This window comes from Stenotrophomonas maltophilia group sp. P373 (assembly GCF_053295075.1).
The window spans coordinates 2,922,159-2,943,574 of record NZ_CM129994.1 but is presented as its reverse complement, the minus strand read 5'-3'; the positions used below and the strand labels follow the sequence as shown (position 1 = coordinate 2,943,574).

The 21,416-nt window shown below is 67.7% G+C and carries 20 protein-coding genes; 11 read left to right on the top strand and 9 right to left on the bottom strand.

All coding sequences use genetic code 11. The features are described 5' to 3' along the window. Positions 1–921, bottom strand: coding sequence for a tRNA glutamyl-Q(34) synthetase GluQRS (gene gluQRS, locus ACSYHF_RS13720; RefSeq protein WP_065178239.1), 921 nt, complete (start codon positions 919–921; stop codon positions 1–3). A 93-nt stretch (positions 922–1,014) separates the two neighbouring features. Between gluQRS and htpX the strand changes: the two genes are divergently transcribed. After that, the gene (gene htpX, locus ACSYHF_RS13715) at positions 1,015–1,881 is read left to right on the top strand and encodes a protease HtpX (protein ID WP_049415827.1); all 867 of its coding nucleotides are present in this window, start codon (positions 1,015–1,017) and stop codon (positions 1,879–1,881) included. 685 nt (positions 1,882–2,566) lie between these two features. On the opposite strand, the gene ACSYHF_RS13710 is transcribed toward htpX, so the two are convergent. Beyond that, positions 2,567–3,394, bottom strand: coding sequence for an inositol monophosphatase family protein (locus tag ACSYHF_RS13710; protein WP_005417749.1), 828 nt, complete (start codon positions 3,392–3,394; stop codon positions 2,567–2,569). A 120-nt stretch (positions 3,395–3,514) separates the two neighbouring features. On the opposite strand from ACSYHF_RS13710, the gene ACSYHF_RS13705 reads away from it, so the two are divergent. The 3 genes from ACSYHF_RS13705 to ACSYHF_RS13695 all read left to right on the top strand — a co-directional run bounded on the left by ACSYHF_RS13705 (position 3,515) and on the right by ACSYHF_RS13695 (position 7,388). After that, positions 3,515–4,285, top strand: coding sequence for an RNA methyltransferase (locus ACSYHF_RS13705; protein WP_032956141.1), 771 nt, complete (start codon positions 3,515–3,517; stop codon positions 4,283–4,285). A 104-nt stretch (positions 4,286–4,389) separates the two neighbouring features. Further along, a complete protein-coding gene (locus ACSYHF_RS13700; RefSeq protein WP_005417743.1) occupies positions 4,390–5,265 on the top strand; it encodes a phosphate/phosphite/phosphonate ABC transporter substrate-binding protein in 876 nt (291 codons plus the stop codon). Continuing rightward, on the top strand, positions 5,262–7,388 hold the full coding sequence (locus ACSYHF_RS13695; RefSeq protein WP_005417742.1) for a putative bifunctional diguanylate cyclase/phosphodiesterase: 2,127 nt from the start codon (positions 5,262–5,264) through the stop codon (positions 7,386–7,388). The genes ACSYHF_RS13700 and ACSYHF_RS13695 overlap by 4 nt, the downstream gene beginning before the upstream one ends. A gap of 68 nt (positions 7,389–7,456) precedes the next feature. Here the strand turns inward: ACSYHF_RS13695 and epmB are convergent, their stop codons facing one another. Continuing rightward, positions 7,457–8,473 (bottom strand): EF-P beta-lysylation protein EpmB, encoded by a 1,017-nt coding sequence (gene epmB / locus ACSYHF_RS13690; protein WP_447575738.1) that lies wholly within the window; start codon positions 8,471–8,473, stop codon positions 7,457–7,459. A 120-nt stretch (positions 8,474–8,593) separates the two neighbouring features. Here epmB and efp point away from each other — a divergent pair, with 120 nt between their 5' ends. From efp to ACSYHF_RS13665, 5 genes are all read left to right on the top strand, one after another. Next, the gene (efp, locus tag ACSYHF_RS13685) at positions 8,594–9,160 is read left to right on the top strand and encodes an elongation factor P (protein ID WP_005410381.1); all 567 of its coding nucleotides are present in this window, start codon (positions 8,594–8,596) and stop codon (positions 9,158–9,160) included. 205 nt (positions 9,161–9,365) lie between these two features. Next, positions 9,366–10,709, top strand: coding sequence for a TRZ/ATZ family hydrolase (locus ACSYHF_RS13680; protein ID WP_053500540.1), 1,344 nt, complete (start codon positions 9,366–9,368; stop codon positions 10,707–10,709). A gap of 24 nt (positions 10,710–10,733) precedes the next feature. Further along, positions 10,734–11,450, top strand: coding sequence for a bifunctional 2-polyprenyl-6-hydroxyphenol methylase/3-demethylubiquinol 3-O-methyltransferase UbiG (gene ubiG, locus ACSYHF_RS13675; protein WP_053500538.1), 717 nt, complete (start codon positions 10,734–10,736; stop codon positions 11,448–11,450). Next, entirely contained in the window at positions 11,447–12,142 is a 696-nt protein-coding gene (locus tag ACSYHF_RS13670) for a phosphoglycolate phosphatase (RefSeq protein WP_005417733.1), read from the top strand. Before ubiG ends, ACSYHF_RS13670 begins: the two co-directional genes overlap by 4 nt. Positions 12,143–12,153: 11 nt before the next feature. Beyond that, the gene (locus ACSYHF_RS13665) at positions 12,154–12,858 is read left to right on the top strand and encodes a squalene/phytoene synthase family protein (protein WP_111127511.1); all 705 of its coding nucleotides are present in this window, start codon (positions 12,154–12,156) and stop codon (positions 12,856–12,858) included. Between the two features lie 87 nt (positions 12,859–12,945). On the opposite strand, the gene ACSYHF_RS13660 is transcribed toward ACSYHF_RS13665, so the two are convergent. The 3 genes from ACSYHF_RS13660 to yidD are packed head-to-tail and all read right to left on the bottom strand — an operon-like array spanning position 12,946 to position 15,396. After that, a complete protein-coding gene (locus ACSYHF_RS13660; protein ID WP_069139799.1) occupies positions 12,946–13,794 on the bottom strand; it encodes a M23 family metallopeptidase in 849 nt (282 codons plus the stop codon). Then, positions 13,794–15,140 (bottom strand): dihydroorotase, encoded by a 1,347-nt coding sequence (locus ACSYHF_RS13655; RefSeq protein ID WP_188239286.1) that lies wholly within the window; start codon positions 15,138–15,140, stop codon positions 13,794–13,796. The genes ACSYHF_RS13660 and ACSYHF_RS13655 overlap by 1 nt, the downstream gene beginning before the upstream one ends. 1 nt (position 15,141) lies before the next feature. Next, positions 15,142–15,396 (bottom strand): membrane protein insertion efficiency factor YidD, encoded by a 255-nt coding sequence (yidD, locus tag ACSYHF_RS13650; protein WP_447575737.1) that lies wholly within the window; start codon positions 15,394–15,396, stop codon positions 15,142–15,144. 271 nt (positions 15,397–15,667) lie between these two features. Between yidD and dksA the strand changes: the two genes are divergently transcribed. Next, positions 15,668–16,894 carry an RNA polymerase-binding protein DksA gene (gene dksA, locus ACSYHF_RS13645; RefSeq protein ID WP_447575736.1) on the top strand — a complete coding sequence of 409 codons (1,227 nt, stop codon included), beginning with the start codon at positions 15,668–15,670 and terminating at the stop codon, positions 16,892–16,894. 556 nt (positions 16,895–17,450) lie between these two features. Here the strand turns inward: dksA and ACSYHF_RS13640 are convergent. From ACSYHF_RS13640 to cysS, 3 genes are read right to left on the bottom strand one after another with little or no spacing between them, the layout of a single operon-like run. Further along, positions 17,451–18,698, bottom strand: coding sequence for an MFS transporter (locus ACSYHF_RS13640; protein WP_005417718.1), 1,248 nt, complete (start codon positions 18,696–18,698; stop codon positions 17,451–17,453). Further along, on the bottom strand, positions 18,695–19,147 hold the full coding sequence (locus ACSYHF_RS13635; protein ID WP_262233248.1) for a SufE family protein: 453 nt from the start codon (positions 19,145–19,147) through the stop codon (positions 18,695–18,697). The genes ACSYHF_RS13640 and ACSYHF_RS13635 overlap by 4 nt, the downstream gene beginning before the upstream one ends. 54 nt (positions 19,148–19,201) lie before the next feature. After that, a complete protein-coding gene (cysS, locus tag ACSYHF_RS13630) occupies positions 19,202–20,578 on the bottom strand; it encodes a cysteine--tRNA ligase (RefSeq protein WP_329915543.1) in 1,377 nt (458 codons plus the stop codon). A gap of 186 nt (positions 20,579–20,764) precedes the next feature. Here cysS and ACSYHF_RS13625 point away from each other — a divergent pair, with 186 nt between their 5' ends. Next, positions 20,765–21,328 carry a hypothetical protein gene (locus tag ACSYHF_RS13625; protein ID WP_111127503.1) on the top strand — a complete coding sequence of 188 codons (564 nt, stop codon included), beginning with the start codon at positions 20,765–20,767 and terminating at the stop codon, positions 21,326–21,328. Positions 21,329–21,416 lie beyond the last annotated feature (88 nt).

The following is a 21,416-nucleotide window of genomic DNA, read 5'->3' as shown; positions in this document are numbered from 1 at the left end:
TCAGGTGGGGGAAGGGGGATTCTGCAACATCGGCGCGGAAAGTGCGCCGGCCGGCAACAGGATGTCGGTCCGCGGCAGTCGAGCCGGGTCGAATGCCCGTTGCGCAGTGTGCAGCAGCGCATCCCGGTCATCGGCGCCGTCCAGTGCGGCAGGGGCCTGGCCCAGCAGCTGCCAGAGCGCGCGCAGTACCGGCACCGGCCGTGTACTGTCCACCGGCAGCGACGCCAGCGACTTGGACAGCTTGTGGCCGGGGGCGTCTAGCAGCAGCGGCAGGTGCCAGTAGCGCGGCACGGCCAGGCCCAGCGCCTGCTGCAGCAGGATCTGCCGCGCGGTGGAATCGAGCAGATCGGCGCCGCGCACCACTTCGGTCACCCCCTGCGCGGCGTCATCGACCACCACCGCGAGCTGGTAGGCCCAGCAGCCGTCGGCACGGCGCAGCACGAAGTCGCCGACTTCGGCATGCACGTCCTGCTGCTGCGGGCCACGCAGGCCATCGTCGAAGCGGACCAGGTTGCCGGGCGGTACGCGGAAGCGGACGGCAGGATCCGGTCGCGGCTGCCGCGCAACGCAGCGGTGGTGGATGCCGCCGCTGGCAGCCAGTTCGCTGCGGCTGCAGTGGCAGATGAAAGCCTGGTCGCTGGCCAGCAACACGTCCAGCGCGGCCTGGTAGGCCTCGCCTCGAGCGCTCTGCCACAGGACCGGGCCGTCGTGGACCAGGCCGAACGCAGCCAGTGCCTGCAGCTGTGACTGCGCGGCGCCGGGTACGGTACGCGGCGGGTCAACGTCTTCGATGCGCAGCCGCCACAGGCCGCCGTGGTGGCGGGCCAGCAGCCAGCTGCCGAAGGCGGCAAGCAGGGATCCGGGGTGGAGCAGGCCGGTCGGCGAGGGCGCGAAGCGGCCGCAGGGAACAATGGCGGTCATGCAGGCTGAATCGTCGGTCAGGTTGGCGCTTGAATTCAAGCTGAGCGCACCGCAAATTGACGGATATCAACCCCTTCCGAGCCGGATTTTCCCATGTTCACCCGTATTGCCCTGTTCCTGGCGACCAACCTCGCGGTCCTGATCCTGGCCGGCATCGTCATGTCGATCCTGGGCGTGGACGCGCGTTCGATGAGCGGCCTGCTGGTGATGGCCGGCATCTTCGGTTTCGGTGGCTCCTTCATCTCGCTGCTGCTGTCCAAGTGGATGGCCAAGCGCTCCACCGGTGCGGTGGTGATCACTGAGCCGCGCAACCAGACCGAACGCTGGCTGCTGGCCACGGTCGAGCGCCAGGCCAAGGCCGCCGGCATCGGCATGCCGGAAGTGGCGGTCTATGACGGCCCGGAGATCAATGCCTTCGCCACCGGCGCCAACCGCAACAACGCGCTGGTGGCGGTGTCCACCGGCCTGCTGCACAACATGAGCGAGGACGAGGCTGAAGCGGTGCTGGGCCACGAGATCGCCCACGTCGCCAATGGTGACATGATCACCATGGCGCTGCTGCAGGGCGTGCTGAACACCTTCGTGATCGTGCTGGCCCGCGTGGTCGGCGGCATCATCGACAGCGCGCTGTCGGGCAACCGCGAAGGCGGCGGCCGTGGCTTCGCCTACTACATCATCGTGTTCGTGCTGGAGATGGTGTTCGGCCTGTTCGCCACGATGATCTCGATGTGGTTCTCACGCCACCGCGAGTTCCGCGCCGACGCCGGCGGTGCCTCGCTGGCCGGTCGCCAGAAGATGATCGCTGCGCTGGAGCGCCTGCAGCTCAACCACGGCCAGAGCACGTTGCCGACCCAGATTGCCGCCTTCGGCATTTCCGGTTCGACGGCGAAGAAGCTGTTCATGAGCCACCCGCCGCTGGAAGAGCGCATCGCCGCGCTGCGGGCGTCGACGGTGGCGTAATTCTCTGCTCCTTGTTAGTGCAGGAACGCCTGGCCCCGCGCCGGGCGTTTTTGTATGTGCGCGCACGCATTGGTGGTGCCGGGATCATTTCCGCGACCGCGGAGGGGTGTCACTTTCTTTGCGCGCAAAGAAAGTAACCAAAGAAACGCTCCGCCGGCCGCGAGCCGACGTGCTGCGCACGCCGGTGCCCTGCGCTTCTCGGCGAATCAGGGGATGGCGCCGAACTCGCTGCGCTCAAACACCGGCGCCTCTTCGCCCCTGATTCCCCTGCGATGCTCGGCTCGCTCAAGGCGGACTGGAAGGTCAAGATCAAGAGCAACAGCATCCACGCGTAGCATGGATCAACCGGGTGCCGTTGTGGCATTTGACCTTGGGTCCGCCTTGAGCGAGCTGAGCACCGCAGGTCCGGCGAGGGCGAAGAGGTGCGGGTGTCTGAGCGCAGCGAGTTCCCGCATCGCCCCTCGACGGGCCGAGGAGCGCAGGGCACCGATGCGCAGCATCGGCTCGCGCCCCGGCGGCGTGTTTCTTTGGTTACTTTCTTTGCACGAGCAAAGAAAGTGACACCCCTCCGCGGTCGCGGAAACGACTCTCGCCAGGTCGTACCCGGCGCCACCAATGCATCGGCGCGCAAACGAAAACGGCACCCTCGCAGGCGCCGTCTCCATGAACCGCTTTACGCGAAACCTCAGAACTTCGCGTCAAACTCCGCCGCGTAACCGGTGTTCACCAGTACCTTCTGCAGCGACTCGGCCACCTTCAGGTTGCCGGCCACGATCTGGTGGGTCTCCGGGCCACGGTTGTCCATGCGGCCCAGGGTCGCGCCCTTGAAGTCACAGACCTTGCCACCCGCCTCGCGGACCAGTAGCAGGCCAGCGGCGATGTCCCACGCCTTCACACCGGCCTCGAAGTAGGCGTCGGCACGGCCGCAGGCCACGTAGGCCAGGTCCAGTGCCGCCGAACCGGTGCGGCGGATGTCCTCGCCGTGCACCAGCAGGGCGTCGACCGCCTTCAGCTGGGCACTGGCGCGGCTGCGCTCGCGCGGGGCGAAACCGGTGTGGATCATCGTGCCTTCCAGATCCTTGCGGTCGGCCACGCGGATGCGGCGGTCGTTCAGCACGGCGCCGGCACCCCGGCTGGCGGTGAACAGTTCATTGCGCAGGGGGTCGAAGATGACCGCGTCGGTCGGCTCGCCGTTCTCGACCAGCGCGATCGACACGCAGTAGTGCGGCACGCCACGCAGGTAGTTGCTGGTGCCGTCCAGCGGGTCGATGACCCACATCTGGCGGCGCTCGCCCTGCACGCCACCTTCTTCACCGAAGATGCCGTAGTCCGGATAAGCGCGCTTGAGTTCCTTGACGATGACCTTTTCCGCGTCCGCATCCACTTCGCTGGCGTAGTCCATCCGGCCCTTCTGCACCACGTTCAGTGCCTCGAGCTTGTTGATGTTGCGCAACAGGACGTTGCCGGCGAGGCGGGCGGCCTTGACCATGACGGTGACGGCGGGTTTCTGCATGGCGTGGGCTCCCGGAAAGGCAGAAGAGATGGACTGGCGGGGGAAAAGAGCGGGTCCGGCGCAGTGGCCGGCCGCACAGTTTACCATTGGTCATCGTCCAGCTCGACCTTTTCCCTGTTCATGTCCCAGTTTCCCGCCGCCACCCGCCTCCGATTCGTCCTGGTCGGTACCCAGCACCCCGGCAACATGGGCGCCGCCGCCCGTGCCCTGAAGACCATGGGCCTGGCCCGCCTGGTGCTGGTCGCCCCCGAGAAACCGCTGGACGAGGAGGCCTTCCGCCGCTCTGCCGGTGCCGAAGATGTGCTGGGGGACGCCCCGGTGGTCGCCACCCTGGCCGAGGCCGTGGCCGATTGCCGCCTGGTGCTGGGCTGCACCGCGCGTGCCCGCCGCGTGCAGCTGGAGGAGTACCTGCCGGCCGATGCCGCCGCTCGTGCGGTGGCCAAGGCGGGCGAGGGCGCCGAGGTGGCGCTGGTGTTCGGCCGTGAGCGCACTGGCCTGACCAACGAAGAACTGCAGCTGTGCCACGCGGCGGTGCACATCCCGTCCGATCCGGCGTTCAGCTCGCTCAACCTGGCTGCCGCCGTGCAGGTGCTGGCCTATGAGACACGCATGCAGCTGCTGGGCGCGCAGCCGGCCGCTGACGCCGAGCCCGGTTTCCGCGAACAGGCAGCAAGCCATGAGCAGATGGAGAGCTTCTTCGCCCAGCTTGGCGACACCCTGGACGAGATCGATTTCCACAAGGGCCGCGCGCCGGAATCGGCGATGCGCAAGCTGCGCCGGCTGTTCCTGCGCAGCGAGCCGAGCGAGCAGGAAGTGCGCCTGTTGCGCGGCATCCTTGCCGACACGCAGCGGATGGCGCGGCTGGCACAGGCGGGCAACAAGGACAGCTGACGACGTTCTCATTTTTTCGGGTAGTCTGTCCGGATACCCAGGGGGGGATGAAGCCTGTGTCGGGTCTGCGAAGGGCAGTGCAGAGGGGACTGCTGAGCCTGGTCATGATCCTGCTGGCCGGGACGGTGCATGCAGCAGCGGACCGGGTGCTGGTGCTGGGCCGGATCAGCGATGATCCCAAGGCCCATTACGAGCAGCTGCAACCGTTGCTGGACTATGTGGTGGCACGCATGCACGACGTCGGCATCACCGAAGGGCGGATCCTGATGGCACGCGACCCGCAGCAGATGGCCAGCTATCTGCGGCGGGGGCGGGTCGACTGGGTCACGGAAACGTCGGGTACGGCGGTGGCACTGGGCCAGCGCAGTGGCGCGCGGCCGCTGCTGCTGACCGAGCGCAATGGCGTGCGTGAGTACCAGACCGTGTTCTTCGTGCGTCGCGACAGTCCGATCCAGCGGATCCAGGACCTGCGCGGGCATCGCCTGGCGCTGCAGAACACGGCGTCCACCAGTGCCTACCTGGTGCCGGTGATGACGCTGCTGCAGGAGGGGCTGGCGCCGCAGATCCTGGCCGGTGTGTGGGACGTGCCGGGCCGGGACAGCGTGGGGTACGTGTTCGCACGTAGCGAGTTGAACATCGCCACGTTCGTGCACAAGGGCATGGTCGAAGTGGGGGCGGTGAGCAGCGTGGACTGGAATGACGAGCGACGGATGCCGACGGCATTCCGGCGCGACTTCCGCGAACTGCTGCGCACCGAACCCTACCCACGGGCGGTGGAAATGGTTCGCGCCGACCTTGACCCGCGGGTACGTGACCGGCTGCAGGACGTCCTGCTGCAGGCGGCCAGCGACCCGCAGGCACAGGGGGCGCTGCATCGGTTTTTCGGCACTTCCGGTTTCCACCGCGTCGATGCGCATGCGCAGCAGCGGCTGGATGAATTGAAACAAGGATTGACGCGCGTGCGGATGGAAGTGGAATGAAGTGGCTCGGCTCGGGAATGCAGGCCCGGTTCCTGCTCGCGATGGGCGGGGCGATGGTCGTGGTGGTGGCGATCCTGGCGGTGTTGCTGGGGCGGCAGGCGGCGATGCAGGGCGAGGTGCGCAACCTCAGTGGTGGCGTCATCCATGAACTGTTCGACCGCAGCGTGCGCAGCCGCGGCGAAGCGATGGCGCGCGAGCTGTCCGACGCGCTGGCCAACCCGCTGTACTACCGCGACCTGGACCAGGTCGGTGCGCTGGTGCGCAGCACCGCACGGCAGCCGGTCGTGCGCTATGTGCTGGTGTTCGACGAACGTGGCCGGCTGGTGCATGACGGCTCGATCGAGGTGTCCGGCTTCGGCCAGCCGATGACCGACCCGCTGGCCCCCAAGGCCGCGGTGGCGCAGGCGCTGGTGGTGCAGGAATCGCCCAAGGTACTCGACAACACCATGCCGATCATGGTCGGCAACCAGCGCATCGGCGGCGTCCGCGTCGGCATGGCGCTGGACGAGGTGCAGCAGCGCGAACAGGCCGCCAATGCCACGCTCGGCGAGCGCCTGCAGCAGGTCGGCAGCCGCCACCTGGGCTGGCTGCTGCTGATGCTGGGCCTGCTGGTGGTGATCGGCGTGGTGGTGATCCTGTACGTGCAGCGCACCCTGGTGGCGCCGATCCGGGACCTGGCCGCTGCGGCGCGCCGCATCGAGGCTGGCGACTACCAGGCGCCGCTGGCCGAGAACACCCGCGACGACGAAGTCGGCGAGCTGGTGCGCGGCTTCGCCCGCATGCGCGATGCCATCGCCCGCCATGACCGCGAGGTGCGGCGCATGGCCTATACCGATGCACTGACCGGGCTGACCAACCGGTTGGCATTCAGGGAGGCGCTGGACCATCGCCTGATGGCCGCGCGCGCATCCAATCATCGGCTGGGCCTGCTGTTTGCCGATATCGACGATTTCAAGCGCGTCAACGACACCCTGGGCCATGAGGCCGGTGACGAAGCGCTGTTGCAGTTCGCGCAGCGCATCGGCAGTGCGGTTACCGAGGCCGGTGGCGATGAAGCCCTGCTGGCCCGCTTTGGCGGCGACGAGTTCGTGATCCTGGTCGGTGATGGCGACGTGGCGGCCAACGCACGGCTGCTGGCCGAAGTGCTGGTGCGCGAGCTGGGCAAGCCGCTGGTGGTGCAGGGCCGGGAACTGTTCCTGGGCACTTCGATCGGCGTGACCCTGTTCCCGGATGATGCCGCCGATGCGACCACGCTGCTGAAGAACGGCGACATCGCCATGTACCAGGCCAAGATGGCCGGCAAGAACTGCTACCGCTATTACAGCCGTGCGATGGACCACGCGGTCGAGCGCCGCGTGCACATGGAGCAGGAGCTGCGCGGGGCCTGGGAGCGCGGCGAGCTGCGCCTGGCCTACCAGCCGATCTTCCGCATGCGCGATCGCCGCATGGTCGGCGTGGAAGTGCTGCTGCGCTGGCAGCATCCGACCTTGGGCACGATTCCGCCGTCGGTGTTCATCGAAGTGGCCGAGCAGAGCGGGCTGATCGAGCTCATCGGCCCGAAGGTGCTGCGTGCGGCCTGCATGGAAGCCTCGCAGTGGCCACGCGGGGCGGGCGGCGATGATCTGTTCGTGTCGGTGAATGTGTCGCCGCGGCAGCTGCGCGGCGGTGAACTGCCGGCATTGGTCGCGCAGTGCCTGCACGAGTCCGGGCTGCCGGCGTCGCGCCTGCACCTGGAGTTGACCGAAACCGCGGTGATCGGCGACGAAATGGTTGCCGCGCAGCTGCTGGACAAGCTGCACCGCACCGGCGTGAAGGTCTGGCTGGACGATTTCGGCACCGGCTTCTCCGGTCTCAGCCATCTTCGCCAGGTACCGGTGGACGGCGTGAAGATCGACAAGAGCTTCGTGGCCGACATGCAGCGCGATCCCGACGATCTGGCGCTGACCACGGCGATCATCGCCATGGCCCACGCACTGGGCATCACCGTGGTGGCCGAGGGCATCGAGCAGCAGGCGCAGTTCGAACTGCTGGTGCAGCGCGGCTGCGATCTTGGCCAGGGCTACTGGCTGAGCCACCCGGTGACCGCCACCGAAGTGGTGCGGATGATCGAATCGGGCCTCTGACCGACTGACGTTGTGCCGGGGTCAGATCCCTTTTCCGTCGGAAAAGGGATCTGACCCCGGCAGTGCTCCTACACCGGGCGCTTGCTCGGGTCGCCGGGTAGTTCGCGCACCAGTTTCGGGATCAGATAGCCGGACAGGCGTGCGGTCAGGCCGGCAATCAGCGCCTTGGCCTGGGCATCATCCACTTCGAAGTGGGCCACGCCTTCGACCCGGTCCAGCTGGTGCAGGTAATAGGGCAGCACGCCGGCGGCGAAGCTGCGCTCGCTCAGGTCCTGCAGGGCCTGCACGCTGTCGTTGACTCCCCGCAGCAGTACCGCCTGGTTCAGCAGCTGGGCGCCGACGCCGCGCAGGCGGGCCATCGCCGCGTCCACGTTGGCGTCGAATTCATTGGCGTGATTGGCGTGGACCACGATCGCCAGCGGCCATGGCAGGCTGCCCAGCCAGCACACCAGTTCATCGTCCACGCGTTCCGGCAGCACGATCGGCAGCCGGGTATGGATGCGCAGGCGGCGGATATGCGGAATCGCGCGCAGGGCGTCGGTCAGCTCGACCAGCTTGTGCGTAGCCAGTGACAACGGGTCACCGCCGGACAGGATGACCTCATCGATGTCCGGGTCGGCCGCGATGGCGGCTACGGCCTCCTGCCAGCCACCCTTGGCGGCGTTCTCCGCGCCATAGTCGAAGTGGCGGCGGAAGCAGTAGCGGCAGTTGATCGCACAGCTGCCCGTCGCCACCAGCAGGGCGCGGCCACGGTACTTCTGGATGACGCCGGTGGCCTTCTTGGCCGCACCATCACCCACCGCATCGAAGCTGAACCCGGGCGCCGGGCGCATTTCCTCGTCGATCGGCAGCACCTGGCGCAGCAGCGGATCGGCCGGATCGCCCACGCGCATGCGGGCCACGAAGCCCTCGGGCACGCGCAATGCGAACTGGTCCATGGCCGCCTCCGAGACACCCAGCGCCGCCGGGTCCAGCTGCAGCCGGGCCAGCAGGGCGTGCGGGTCGCGCAGCGCCTGGCGCCAGAGCTGCTGCCAGCGCGCGGGCGCGCCTGGCGACTGGGGCCGGGGGAAGGCGGAAAGCTGCATGGAGAGGGGGCCTGCGGTTATCATGGGGGCAGAAAAACAGTCGCCCACCGGCATCCGGTGGGCTTTCCATTCTAACGGCTCGCCGCACCCGCGGCGTTTCTGCCACTCAGGAGTTTACGCATGGCCAGCTACGGCATGAACGACGTCAAGAACGGGATGAAGATCCTGGTCAACAACCAACCGGCCGTCATCATCGACACCGAATACGTCAAGCCGGGCAAGGGCCAGGCCTTCACCCGCGTGAAGTACCGCCTGATCAAGGACGGCCGTACCCAGGAAGTGACCATGAAGTCGACCGACTCGCTGGATGCAGCCGACGTCGTCGATACCGACATGAACTTCATGTACAGCGACGGCGAGTACTGGCACTTCATGGACCCGGAGTCCTTCGAACAGGTCCAGGCCACCAAGGCCGGCATGGGCGGCGCCGAGAAGTGGCTGAAGGGCGAAGAGTCCTGCGTGGTCACCCTGTGGAACGGCGAGCCGATCTTCGTTCAGCCGCCGAACTTCGTCGAACTGAAGATCACCGAAACCGATCCGGGCGTCCGTGGCGACACCTCGGGCGGCGGCGGCAAGCCGGCCACCCTGGAAACCGGTGCCGTGGTCCGCGTGCCGCTGTTCGTCAACCAGGACGAAGTGATCCGCGTTGACACCCGTTCGGGCGAATACTCCGCACGCGTCAAATAAGGTTCCGGCCGCAGGCCGACCTTGCTGTAGAGCCGAGCCATGCTCGGACACGCGCCAGCGCATTCGCGCTGGCGCTCCCATGATCTGCTTTGGCAGATCATGGGCCCCGCTTCACGGGTCTCCAGACCCCGCCGCTTCGCGGCAGCCCCTGACCCAGGGGCGTGTCCCCAGAAGTATCTCGCCGCCCCCCAGCCAGTGAGCCCGCATGAGCGATAGCCCGCACCTCCCCGAAGCCTGCGACCTGCTCATCGAAGCCGGTCATGTCGTTCCGATCGAGCCGCATGCGGTGGTGCTGGAAGACCATGCCGTTGCCGTGCGTGGCAGCGAGATCGTGGCCATCCTGCCGCGTGCCGAGGCGCGCGCACGCTTCCGTGCCGCGCAGGTGGTCAGCCGCCCCGAGTCGGCGCTGATGCCGGGCCTGGTCAACGCGCACACGCACAACCCGATGACCCTGCTGCGCGGCGTCGCCGACGACCTGCCGCTGATGACCTGGCTGCAGCAGCACATCTGGCCGGTGGAAGCGGCCGTGATCGGACCGGAATTCGTGGCCGACGGCACCACCCTGGCCATCGCCGAGATGCTGCGCGGCGGCACCACCTGCGCCAACGAGAACTACTTCTTCGGCGACGTGCAGGCCGCGGTCTACAAGAAGCACGGTTTCCGCGCGTTGGTCGGCGCGGTCATCATCGATTTCCCCACCGCCTGGGCCAGGACCGATGACGAATACTTCGCCAAGGCTGGTGAACTGCACGACCAGTGGCGCACCGATCCGCTGATCGGGACCGCGTTCGCGCCGCATGCGCCGTACACGGTCAACGATGCCAACTTCGAGCGGGTGCGTATGCTGTCCGACCAGCTCGACATGCAGGTGCACCTGCACACCCACGAGACCGCGCAGGAGATCAACGATTCGATCAAGCTGCACGGCCAGCGCCCGCTGGCGCGGCTGGATCGCCTTGGCCTGGTCAACGACCGCCTGATCGCGGTGCACATGACCCAGCTGACCGATGCGGAAATCCACCTGTGCGCCGAACGCGGCGTCAGCGTCGTGCATTGCCCCGAATCGAACCTGAAGCTGGCCTCCGGCTTCTGCCCGGCCTGCGCCCTGCAGCGCGCCGGTGTGAACCTGGCGATCGGCACCGATGGCTGCGCCAGCAACAACGATCTGGACATGTTCAGCGAGAACCGTACCGCAGCGATCCTGGCCAAGGCCGTGGCCGATGATGCCACCGCGCTGGACGCGGCCACCACGCTGCGCGCAGCGACGCTGGGCGGTGCCCGTGCGCTGGGCTTTGCTGACCGCATCGGTTCGATCGAAGTCGGCAAGCAGGCCGACCTGGTCTGTGTCGACCTGTCGGCGCTGGAAACCCAGCCGCTGCACAACGTGCTGTCGCAGCTGGTGTATGCCACCGGCCGCCAGCAGGTCAGCGACGTCTGGATCGCCGGCAAGCCGAAGCTGGTGCAGCGCGAGCTGGTCGGCATGGACCTGCCGGGCATCATCGCCAACGCGCGCCAGTGGCGCGAGCGTATCCGTCATATCCGCGCCTGATCCCTGGCGCCGCAAGGACCCCTCATGACTGCCCCCCACGCTTCCTCCAATTTCGATCAGGCCGAGCTGGACAAGTTCGCCGCGCTGGCCAACCGCTGGTGGGATGCTGACGGCCCGCAGAAGCCGCTGCATGCGCTGAACCCGGTACGCCTGAAGTACGTCGCCGACCGCGTGCCGTTGCGTGGCGCGCGCGTGCTCGACATCGGCTGCGGTGGCGGGCTGCTGAGCGAAGCACTGGCGCAGGCCGGCGCCGACGTCACCGCCATCGACCTGGCCCCGGAACTGGTGAAGGTCGCGCGCCTGCATGCGCTGGAAAGCGGCGCCAAGGTCGACTACCGCGTGCAGGCCGCCGAGGATCTGGCCGCCGAGCAACCGGGCAGTTTCGATGTGCTCACCTGCATGGAAATGCTCGAGCACGTGCCAGACCCGGGCGCGATCATCGACGCCTGCAAGCGCCTGCTGAAGCCGGGCGGCCACCTGTTCCTGTCGACCATCAACCGCACCGCGGCCGCCTTCGCAGTGGCGATTGTCGGTGCCGAGTACGTGGCGCGGCTGCTGCCCAGGGGCACGCACCACTACCAGGAATTCATCAAGCCGGCCGAGCTGGCGCGCTGGCTGCGCGAGGCCGACCTGCAGCTGGTGGATGTCAGCGGCATGGCCTACGAGCCGTGGCGCAACCATGCCCGCCTGAGCAGCCGCACCGACATCAACTACCTGGCCTACGCGGTCAAGCCGGCATGACCTCCGCCCGCTTCCCGCGTGCGGTGCTGTTCGATCTGGATGGCACGTTGCTGGACAGCGCGCCGGACTTCGTCGCCACCTGCAATGCGATGCTGGCCGAGCGGGGCCGGGCAGCGGTCGATCCGGCGCAGCTGCGGCCGGTGGTCTCCAAGGGCTCGCGCGCGATGGTCGGGGCCGCTTTCCCGGACCTGGATGCCGCTGCGCGCGATGCATTGATCCCGGAATTCCTGCAGCGCTACGAAGCGCTGATCGGCCAGTACGCGGTGCTGTTCGACGGCGTGGCCGGCATGCTCGCCGCGCTGGATGAGGCCGGTACGGTATGGGGCATCGTCACCAACAAGCCGGAGTACCTGGCGCGCCTGATCCTGCCGCAGCATGGTTGGCAGCAGCGCTGCGCGGTGCTGGTCGGCGGTGACAGCCTGGCCGAGCGCAAGCCGCACCCGCTTCCACTGCTGCACGCTGCGCAGGCCATTGGCATGGCCGCCGAAGACTGCGTGTACGTGGGTGATGACGAGCGCGACATCATCGCTGCACGTGCTGCCGCGATGCCGTCGGTGGCGGCGCTGTGGGGCTACCGCCTGCACAGCGACGATCCGCTGGCCTGGCAGGCCGACGTGCTGGTCGAGAACGCTGAACTTCTGCAACTGGCCAGTCTCTGGCCGACCCGGCCGGCAGCCCCGGCCCAGCCGTAAGGAATCCCGTAGTGAGCAGTACCGCGCTGGACAGTTTCCTCGACAAGTGGCGCAGCCGTTGGCCGGAATGGTCGGTGGCCGCTCCGTTCGTGGCCGAACCGCAACGCGAGCTCGCAGTGGCATGGTTTGCGCTGCTGCAGGAGTTCGACGACATGCTCAACACCAGCGGCGATCCGCTGCCCGCCGATGCCAAGCTGGCGTGGTGGGGCGAGGAGCTGCGCAGCTGGGCAGGGCATCGTTCGCGCCATCCACTGGGCCGTCTGCTGGAGCCGGTGCGTGCGCCGTGGGTGCAACTGGCCGAAGCGCTGCCGGACCTCGTTGAAGCGCGTACCGTTGCGTTGGATGCAGCCGCTGCCGAGCGTGCGCTGGCCAATTACGCCGAGGCCGTGGCCGCAGTGGAAGCGGCCTTGTTTGCCGACAAGCCGCGCACCGGCGCCGGTCGTGCGGTGCAGCTGCAGACCCTGGCCCAGCGCCTGCAGGACGCCGGCGTGGCCGGTGTGCCGCGCAGCCTGTTGGATGAGGATTCCAGCACGGCCGCGCAGCGCTGGGCCCAGTACCTGCTGAAAGGATGGGGCAGCCGCGTGCCGGGCCCGCGCCCGCGGCGCGTGTGGTCGAGCCTGGCGCGCGCCCGCGTTGCCGCCCAGGCCGCAGGCAAGCCAATCGAAGCCACCCCGGTGCGCACGTTGCTGCGCGTGTGGTGGGCCGCGCGCGGTTGATCCAACTGTCTGGTAGTGCCGGCCGCTGGCCGGCAGCTCGGGCACTGCAGAATTCATGCGGTTGCCGGCCAGCGGCCGGCACTACCGTTATTTGCGTTCCAGCACCAGCAACGGGTCGATGCGGGTGTCGAACCAGTTCATGCCCCAGTGCAGGTGCGGGCCGGTGGCACGGCCGGTGGCGCCGACGGCAGCGATCACCTGGCCCTGCTCCACACGGTCGCCAACTTTTACGTCGATGCGCGAAAGGTGCAGGAAATTGGAACTGACCCCGAAGCCGTGGTCGAGCAGCAGCGTGCCACCGGTCAGGTACAGGTCCGGCCCAGCGAAGGTCACGATGCCGGCCGCCGGCGCCTTCACCGGGGTGCCGGTCGGCACCGCGATGTCCATGCCGGAGTGGCCGGCCCCCGGCTGCCCGTTGTAGACGCGCGCATTGCCGAAGCGGCCGCTGATGCGGCCCTGTACCGGCCAGATGAAGGTCTGGGTGAAGTCGGTGCGGTCGTCATCGCGGGCACGTGCGGCGGTCACCTGCGCCTGTTCGCGCTTGATCCGCTCGGCAATCGCCGGCGGCGGGTTGACCGTCTTCGGCGGCACGCCGTTCACCCGCTCGGTGGGCCAGTCGCGCGGCGTTACCGCAATGGTGGCTGTCTCGCTGCTACCATCGGGGCGCTGCACCTGTACGCGCAGCGGACCCTTCTCGTCGCGGCCGATGCCGAACACCACGCTGCCGTAGCCGCTCACCCGCAGCTGGCGGCCGGCGTACTGCACACGACTGCCTGCGGGCACCTTGCCGATCACCAGCGCGCCCTGCGACGCACTGGCCGGGAACACCACGCGGCTGTCGATCAGGCTGCCGATGCCATCCTGCGCCTGCGCAGGGGAAGAGGAAAACAGGGGCGCGGCCAGCAGCAGCGCCCCGATCATCAGTGCCGAACGCATCAGCGGTCGTAGGTCATGCGCTGGCCGGCGGGTTCACCCACCAGCTTGCTGCCGTCCCACACCAGCTGGCCGTTGACCCAGGTGGAGGCGATGCGCGAGCGGAAAGTGGTGCCTTCGAACGGCGACCAGCCGCACTTGGACAGCACGTCCTCGCGCTTGACGGTGAACGGCACGTCCTCCACCAGCACCAGGTCGGCAAAGTAGCCTTCGCGCAGGAAGCCGCGTTCTTCCACGTCGAACAGCTGCGCCGGCGCATGTGCGAATTTCTGCACCACCTGCTCGCGGGTCAGCTTGCCTTCGTGCACCCGCTCCAGCGCGGCCACCAGCGCGTACTGCACCAGCGGCAGGCCCGACGGCGCCTGCGCGTAGGGCTTCTGCTTCTCTTCCCAGGTGTGCGGCGCGTGGTCGGTGGCCAGCACGTCCAGCACGTCATCGGCCAAGGCAGCGGTGATTGCCTCGCGGTCGGACACTTCCTTGATTGCCGGGTTGCACTTGATCAGGTTGCCCTTGGTCGCGTAGTCCGGACGCGCGAAGTGCAGGAAGTGCACGCAGGTTTCGGCGGTGATCTGCTTGCGGCTGCCATCGGCGCGGATCAGCGGGCCCTTCTCGAACAGCGCCAGCTCATCGGCGGTGGAGATGTGCAGCACATGCAGGCGGGTGCCGTGCTTGCGTGCCAGCGACATCGCCAGGCGCGTCGACTTGATGCAGGCTTCGCGCGAACGGATGTCCGGGTGCATGTCCGGGGTCAGCGCATCGCCGTACTTTTCCTGGAAGGCCTTGAGGTTGGCATCGATCATCGGCGTGTCTTCGCAGTGCGTGATGATCGGGGTCGGGCATTCGCGGAAGATCGCGTCCAGCGTTTCCGGGTTGTCGACCAGCATGTTGCCGGTCGAAGCACCCATGAACACCTTCACGCCGGGCGCCTTCTTCGGGTCCAGCGCACGGATCGCTTCCAGGTTGTCATTGCTGGCGCCGTGGTAGAAGCCGTAGTTGGCCCAGGCGCGGCCGCGCGCGAGCTCGTACTTGGCTTCCAGGATGGTCGAATCCAGCGTCGGCGGGTTGGTGTTGGGCATGTCCATGAAGCTGGTCAGGCCACCGGCCACGGCCGCGGCCGATTCGCTGGCGATGTCGCCCTTGTGGGTCAGGCCCGGTTCGCGGAAATGCACCTGGTCGTCGATCATGCCGGGCAGCAGCCAGCGCCCGGCGGCGTCCACCACCTGCTCGCCGTTGCGCGGCGCCAGCCCGTTGCCGATCTGCGCAATGCGGCCGTTCTCGATGCGCAGGTCGCCGTCGAAGGTGCGGCCTTCGTTGACCATCCGGGCGTTGGTGATGAGGGTGGAGGACATGTCAGTGTTTTCCTGTGCAACGGCAAGAGGGGGCGTGGGTGGATTCGGGCACCGGATCGAAGCCGCCGGGGTGGAACGGATGGCAGCAGCCCAGCCTGCGCGCAGCCAGCCAGCTGCCGCGCAGCGGCCCGTGCCGGGAGATGGCATCCATCGCGTATTCAGAACAGCTCGGCACGAAACGGCAGCGCGGCCCCAGCAGGGGGCTGATGAAGCGCTTGTAGAAGCGCAGCAGGGCAATGAGCAGGCGCGAGATCACCCAGTCATCTTATGCCAGTTGGCATGAAGGCCGCATTTGTGCAGGATGGGCCGTTGGTCGCATGTCGCCGATGGCCTGCGACCGGTACCAGCACCCGCGGGTGTTGGCCAGGTTCCGTACCGCGCAAGGCGGTCCGTGTTCGTCGGACTGCCACTTGGGCACCTTGACTCCAGGACTGAATGGAGCAGGGTGCCAAGGTTGCTGCTGCGGGTCGGGTAGGCTATAAAGGCCCGCTTTCCCGGGCCCCGGGGAATCCAAGGAAGAGCGTTTCGTGGCTGCTAAAAAAACTGCAAAGAAGGCCGCAACGGCCGCCAAGAAAACCGCCAAGCCTGTTGTGAAGAAGTTGGCGGCAAAGCCCGTTGCCAAGAAGCCGGCCAGCAAGCCGGCGACCAAGGCAGCGTCCTCGCAACCGGCGGCCAGGAAGGCCACCGCAAAGAAAACGCCGGTCAAGGCAACCAAGCCGGTGGCGAAGAAGGCCGCTGCGCCCGCCAAGGCCAAGCCAGCCGCTGCCAGCAAGAAGGCGCCGGTGAAGAAGACCGTCAGCAAGGCTGCGCCGGTGAAGAAGGCCGCCGCCAAGCCGGTGGCCAGGAAGGCAGCCGCCAAGCCAGCGCCGAAGGCGGTGGTGAAGAAGGCTGCAGCCAAGCCGGTCGCCAAGCCCGTAGCAAAGAAGGTCGCTGCGGCTAAACCGGCCGCCACGCCCGCCGCTGTAAAGAAGGTTGCCAAGAACGTTGCCGCGCCGGCCACAAAGCCGACCCCGGCCGCAGTAGTGAAGTCCGCACCGAAGCCTGCTGCCAAGCCGGCTCCGGCCAAGCCTGTCCCGGCCAAGACCGTGGCAGTGGCGGCAGCCCAGCCGGCCTCAACGCCGGCCCCGGCCGCCGCTCCTGTCGCTTCGAAGGCCCCGCAATCCAAGAATCCCGTGCCCGTTTCGAAATCGCCTGCCAAAACCGCCGTGAAATCCGATTCCGCCCCGAAGACCGTGTCGCGCCCTGTCGGCAAGGTTGCCGTGGCCGTCGCCGCCCGCTCGGCAGCACCGGCCCCGCGCAGCAAGTACAAGGTGGTCGAGTACAAGACCGACGAGGCCACTGGCCGCCCGATCCTGCCGGCTGGCTACAAGCCGTCCTCGGAAGAGGAATACATGAGCTCGCTGCAGCAGGAGTATTTCCGCCAGCGCCTGCAGAACTGGCGCGCGGACCTGGTGGAAGAGTCCAAGCAGACCATCGAGAACCTGCGCGAGGAAGTGCGTGACATCGGCGACGAAGCCGAGCGTGCGACCCGCGAGACCGAGAACTCGCTGGAACTGCGTACCCGCGACCGCTACCGCAAGCTGATCGGCAAGATCGACAGCACCCTGAAGCGCCTGGAAGCCGGCGACTACGGGTACTGCGTCGACACCGGCGAAGAAATCGGCCTGGAGCGCCTGGAAGCGCGCCTGACCGCCGAGCGCACCATCGACGCCCAGGAGCGTTGGGAGCACCTGCAGAAGCAGCAGGGCGACTGATTCCAGTTCGTTGTCTGGTCATGCGAAAAACCCGGCTTCGGCCGGGTTTTTTGTTGGGTTCGTGTTGGCTGTGTAGAGCAGCGCCTTGCGGGTATCGGGTGGAGCCTGCGGGTGGGTCCGGGCAGGACACGCTGCAAGTACATCCCTGTAAGCTCGGCCGCGGCATCCATGCCGCGGACGGTCCCGCCCGTACCCACCCGCAGGCTCTCGACGGTTTCCTGCGTGCGCGGCCGATGTAGAGCCGAGTCCACGCTCTGCTCAGGCCGACAGGAGCGGTCATGCGTGCTTGCGGCTGTTGAGTCCGCCTTGTAGCGAGCCGAGCACCGCAGGGGAATCAGGGGCGAAGAGGCGCCGCTGTTTGAGCGCAGCGAGTTCGGCGCCGTCCCCTGATTCACCGAGGAGCACAGGGCACCGGCGCGCAGCGCCGGCTCGCGGATGGCGGAGCGTTTCTTTGGTTACTTTCTTTTCGCGAAAAGAAAGTGACAAGCCCAATCATCGAGGGAGAGCAACGGCCCCAGCCAAACACCCGGCGCCGCCGAATCCGCTGTTAGCAGCGTCACTGCAGGTCGCGAAGATTCAGTTTCCGCAGCGTTGGGTTCTTCCACGCGGTGATCCCGGCCACGCTCAGCACCGCGAATCCGCCCAGCACCACCGCCGGCACCAGGCCGAGCAGCTTCGCCATCGTGCCGGCATAGAACGCGCCCAGCTCGTTGGACGAACTGATGAAGATGCCGTTGATCGACGATACGCGACCGCGCATCTCTTCCGGCGTAGCCAACTGCAGGATGGTCGAGCGGATCACCACCGAGACACCATCGAACGCGCCGTAGAACAGCAGGATCAGCGCCGACAGCCAGAAGTGCTGCGACAACCCGAAGCTGATCACGCACAGGCCGAAGCCGGCCACCGCGAACAGCAGCACGCGGCCAGCATTGCGGTGCAGCGGGTGGCGCGCCAGCCACAGGCCTACGCACACCGAGCCCAGCGCCGGCATCGCGCGCAGGATGCCCAGGCCTTCCGGGCCGTGGTGCAGGATCTCGTGCAGGAACGCCGGCAGCATCGCCACCACGCCGCCCAGCAGCACCGAGAACATGTCCAGCGCCATCGCGCCGACCATGATCCGGTTGCCGACCACGAAGCGCGCGCCTTCGGCGATGCTCTTGAAGATCGGTGCGGCCGGACCGGTATGCACCGGTTCTTCCACCTTCAGCGTGGCCAGGCAGGCCATCGCCACCAGCGCAAAGGCCGTAGCCACCGCGTAGGACAGGCCCTTGCCACCGAAGCCGACCAGCACGCCGCCCAATGCCGGGCCGGCGATCATGCCGGCCTGGAACACCACCGCGCCCAGGCCGGCGCCACGGGCAAACTGGTCACGGGCCAGCACGCGGGCGAACAAGGCGTTGTAGATCGGCGACAGGAAGGCGCGGACCATGCCGGTCAGCGCGATGGCCGCGTAGATCGGCCACACGCCGTCAATCGGCAACCAGCCCATGGCCACGCTGGTCAATACCAGTGCAGTGGCGATCAGCCCGCAACAGGCGACCATGCCCAGCCGACGGCGCGGCAGGTGATCCACCAGGTAACCGGCGAACGGAGCCACGCAGAAGAACGGCACGACCTCGGCCAGGCCGATCAGGCCCAGCGAGAACGGATTGCGGGTGACTTCGTAGATGTGCCAGCCGACAGTGACCGCGACCACCTGGTAGGACAGCATCGCAAAGATGCGGTAGGCCAGCAGCCTGGCGAAACCGGGCCGGGACAGCAGGCCCAGTGCACTGTCTTCGGCCGTGGCGGGCTCGCTCACGACGGGGCGCGCTGCAGCTGCGCCTGCGCCGTCTCACGGATGAACGCCAGCATCGCCGCCACGCCGTTGCTGCGGGTGGGCGAGAGGTGGCGGGCCAGGCCGATGTCCTGGATGTAGCTCGGTTCGGTGGCCAGGATCTCCTGCGCCGAGCGCCCGGAGTACACGCGCAGCGCCAGGAAGATCAGGCCGGAGACAATCGCCGAATCGCTGATGGCATGGAAGCGCAGCGACTGCGCGTTGCCTTCCGGCACGATCCAGACCATCGACTGGCAGCCGAGCAGGCGATGCTCTTCGGTCTTCCATTCTTCCGGGAAGACCGGCAGCTTGCGGCCGAGGTCGATCAGGTACTGGTAGCGCTCGGACCAGTCGCCGAAGAAGCCGAATTCCTCGGCGATGGCGGTCTGGGCCTCGGCGGCGGTGGATTCAAGCGGGAACGGGGAGTCGGTCACAACAGTCTCTACGGTGGGGGCGTGGCCGGCGGACCGGCCACGGGGCAGGGCAGGTCAGCTGCGCTTGCGCGACCAGCGAACGCCCTGCGGGGTGTCATCCAGCACGATGCCTTCGGCGGCCAGCTGGTCGCGGATGGCGTCGGCACGGGCGAAGTCGCGTGCCTTCTTGGCCGCGGCGCGCTCGTCGATCAGGCCCTGGATGCGGGCATCGTCGCCGTCATCGCTGGCCGCGGTGCCGAACCACTGCGCCGGATCGGCCTGCAGCAGGCCCAGTGCCAGGCCGGCGCCGAGCAGTTCACCCTTCAGGCGCGCCTGCTCGGCCGGGTCGGTGGCACGACGCGCATCGGCGGCGATGCGGGCCACTTCGGCCAGCGCCTGTGGGGTGTTGAGATCGTCGTCCAGGGTCGCCTCGACCGTGGCCGGAATCACTGCCGTGGCCTCGATCGACGCCAGCTCGCGCAGGGTGCCGTACAGGCGGTCCAGGGTGCGCACCGATTGTTCGATCAGCGCATCGGACCAGTCCAGCGGCTGCCGGTAGTGGGCCGACAGCAGGGCCAGGCGCAGCGCTTCCGGCGGATGCTGGCGCACCAGATCATGCACGCGCTCGATGTTGCCCAGCGACTTGCTCATCTTGGCGCCGCCGAAGTTGAGCATGCCGTTGTGCAGCCAGAAGCGGGCGAAGATCTTGCCGCCGTGGGCGCATTCGCTCTGCGCAAGCTCGTTCTCGTGGTGCGGGAACTGCAGGTCGACGCCGCCGGCATGGATGTCGATGGTCTCACCCAGGTGAGCCGCGGCCATCGCCGAGCACTCGATGTGCCAGCCCGGGCGGCCACGGCCCCAGGGCGACGCCCAGCCGGGCAGGTCGTCGCTGGACGGCTTCCACAGCACGAAATCACCCGGGTCGCGCTTGTACGGGGCCACGTCGACGCGGGCGCCGGCCAGCATTTCGTCGGGATCGCGGCGCGAGAGCTTGCCGTAGCCGTCGAAGCTGGCCACTGCGAACAGTACGTGGCCCTCGGCGGCATAGGCATGCCCGCTGGCGATCAGCTGCTCGATCATTGTGATGATCTGCGGAATGTGCGCGGTCACCTCCGGTTCGATGTCCGGCGGTACCACGCCCAGCGCGGCCATGTCTTCACGGTATGCGGCGGCGAACTTGCCGGTGATGGTGCTGATCGGCACGCCCTGCTCGCGCGCGGCGGTGTTGATCTTGTCGTCCACGTCGGTGATGTTGCGGGCGTAGCGCAGCGCGCCGAAACGGCGCCGCAGCAGATCGGCCAGCACCCCGAACACCACCGGGCCACGGGCGTTGCCGATGTGCACGTAGTTGTAGACCGTGGGGCCGCACACATACAGGGTCGGACAGGCCGGGTCGAGCGGAGTGAACGGTTCGAGCTGGCGAGTCAGGTTGTTGTGCAGGCGCAGGGTCATGGGGCTGTGGCTGGGGGACAAGCCTGTGATTTTAGAACGTGTCGGCCCCGTTTGGGGGCACGGGCTGCCACCGGTGGACGCCGGTTCCTCCAGGTGGGGTGGGCAGGAGCAGCGTGGACGGGTAATGTTCAGCCCCTTGCGCTCGCCACTGCCTACACTATTGCCGTGTCCTTGCTCCCGTCGCCAATGAAATCCACCGCGTTGCTGACCCTGGCCTGCCTGTCGGCGCTGCCCGCCGTGGTGCTGGCCCAGGAGGCCGAGCCCCGCAACCGGGTGGTGATCGTGGAGAACGTGAAGTTCGACTACGCGCAGGTGCTGAACGTCGAACCCGTGTTCCAGACCCTGCGTGCGACCCGCACCGAAGAGCACTGCGAGCCGGTGTCGACCCGGACCCTGGCCCCGGTGAACGTGACCGGCGAGGAGCCGGTCGAGGACAAGGGCCGGATCAGCCGCTTCTGGGACTCGGTGCGCTCGATGTTCAAGCGCAGTGACGAGGAGGCCGTTGAGGAGGTCGGAACCGAGTCGCCGGCCCCGGCGCCGGCCAACACCGGTCCGATGCTGACCCGCGACTGCCGCATCGTGCCGGTGGGGCGTGAATTCCGCCGGCCCATCGCCTACGACGTGGATTACGTCTACAAGGGCACCAAGTACCGCTCGCGGCTACCGGAAGACCCCGGCAACCGGCTCAAGATCCGGGTGTCGATCACCCCCTGGGTCGGCCCCGAGCAGGGTGCGGCCGGCAATCCCTGATTCTGCGACCCCGGCCCCTTGCGCCGGCCCCGGCCGCATGCAAAGATGGTTGACCATGAAGCTCACCGACTTCCAGCACGACAGCAGC

Coding starts and splice junctions, on each gene's coding strand:
- ACSYHF_RS13680 (WP_053500540.1), top strand. CDS start 9,366: ATGAGCGATAGCCCGCACCTCCCCGAAGCCTGCGACCTGCTCATCGAA.
- ACSYHF_RS13695 (WP_005417742.1), top strand. CDS start 5,262: ATGAAGTGGCTCGGCTCGGGAATGCAGGCCCGGTTCCTGCTCGCGATG.
- ACSYHF_RS13660 (WP_069139799.1), bottom strand. CDS start 13,794: ATGCGTTCGGCACTGATGATCGGGGCGCTGCTGCTGGCCGCGCCCCTG.
- ACSYHF_RS13700 (WP_005417743.1), top strand. CDS start 4,390: ATGATCCTGCTGGCCGGGACGGTGCATGCAGCAGCGGACCGGGTGCTG.
- ubiG (WP_053500538.1), top strand. CDS start 10,734: ATGACTGCCCCCCACGCTTCCTCCAATTTCGATCAGGCCGAGCTGGAC.
- gluQRS (WP_065178239.1), bottom strand. CDS start 921: ATGACCGCCATTGTTCCCTGCGGCCGCTTCGCGCCCTCGCCGACCGGC.
- ACSYHF_RS13710 (WP_005417749.1), bottom strand. CDS start 3,394: ATGCAGAAACCCGCCGTCACCGTCATGGTCAAGGCCGCCCGCCTCGCC.
- efp (WP_005410381.1), top strand. CDS start 8,594: ATGGCCAGCTACGGCATGAACGACGTCAAGAACGGGATGAAGATCCTG.
- htpX (WP_049415827.1), top strand. CDS start 1,015: ATGTTCACCCGTATTGCCCTGTTCCTGGCGACCAACCTCGCGGTCCTG.
- ACSYHF_RS13670 (WP_005417733.1), top strand. CDS start 11,447: ATGACCTCCGCCCGCTTCCCGCGTGCGGTGCTGTTCGATCTGGATGGC.
- ACSYHF_RS13705 (WP_032956141.1), top strand. CDS start 3,515: ATGTCCCAGTTTCCCGCCGCCACCCGCCTCCGATTCGTCCTGGTCGGT.
- epmB (WP_447575738.1), bottom strand. CDS start 8,473: ATGCAGCTTTCCGCCTTCCCCCGGCCCCAGTCGCCAGGCGCGCCCGCG.
- ACSYHF_RS13655 (WP_188239286.1), bottom strand. CDS start 15,140: ATGTCCTCCACCCTCATCACCAACGCCCGGATGGTCAACGAAGGCCGC.
- cysS (WP_329915543.1), bottom strand. CDS start 20,578: ATGACCCTGCGCCTGCACAACAACCTGACTCGCCAGCTCGAACCGTTC.
- ACSYHF_RS13625 (WP_111127503.1), top strand. CDS start 20,765: ATGAAATCCACCGCGTTGCTGACCCTGGCCTGCCTGTCGGCGCTGCCC.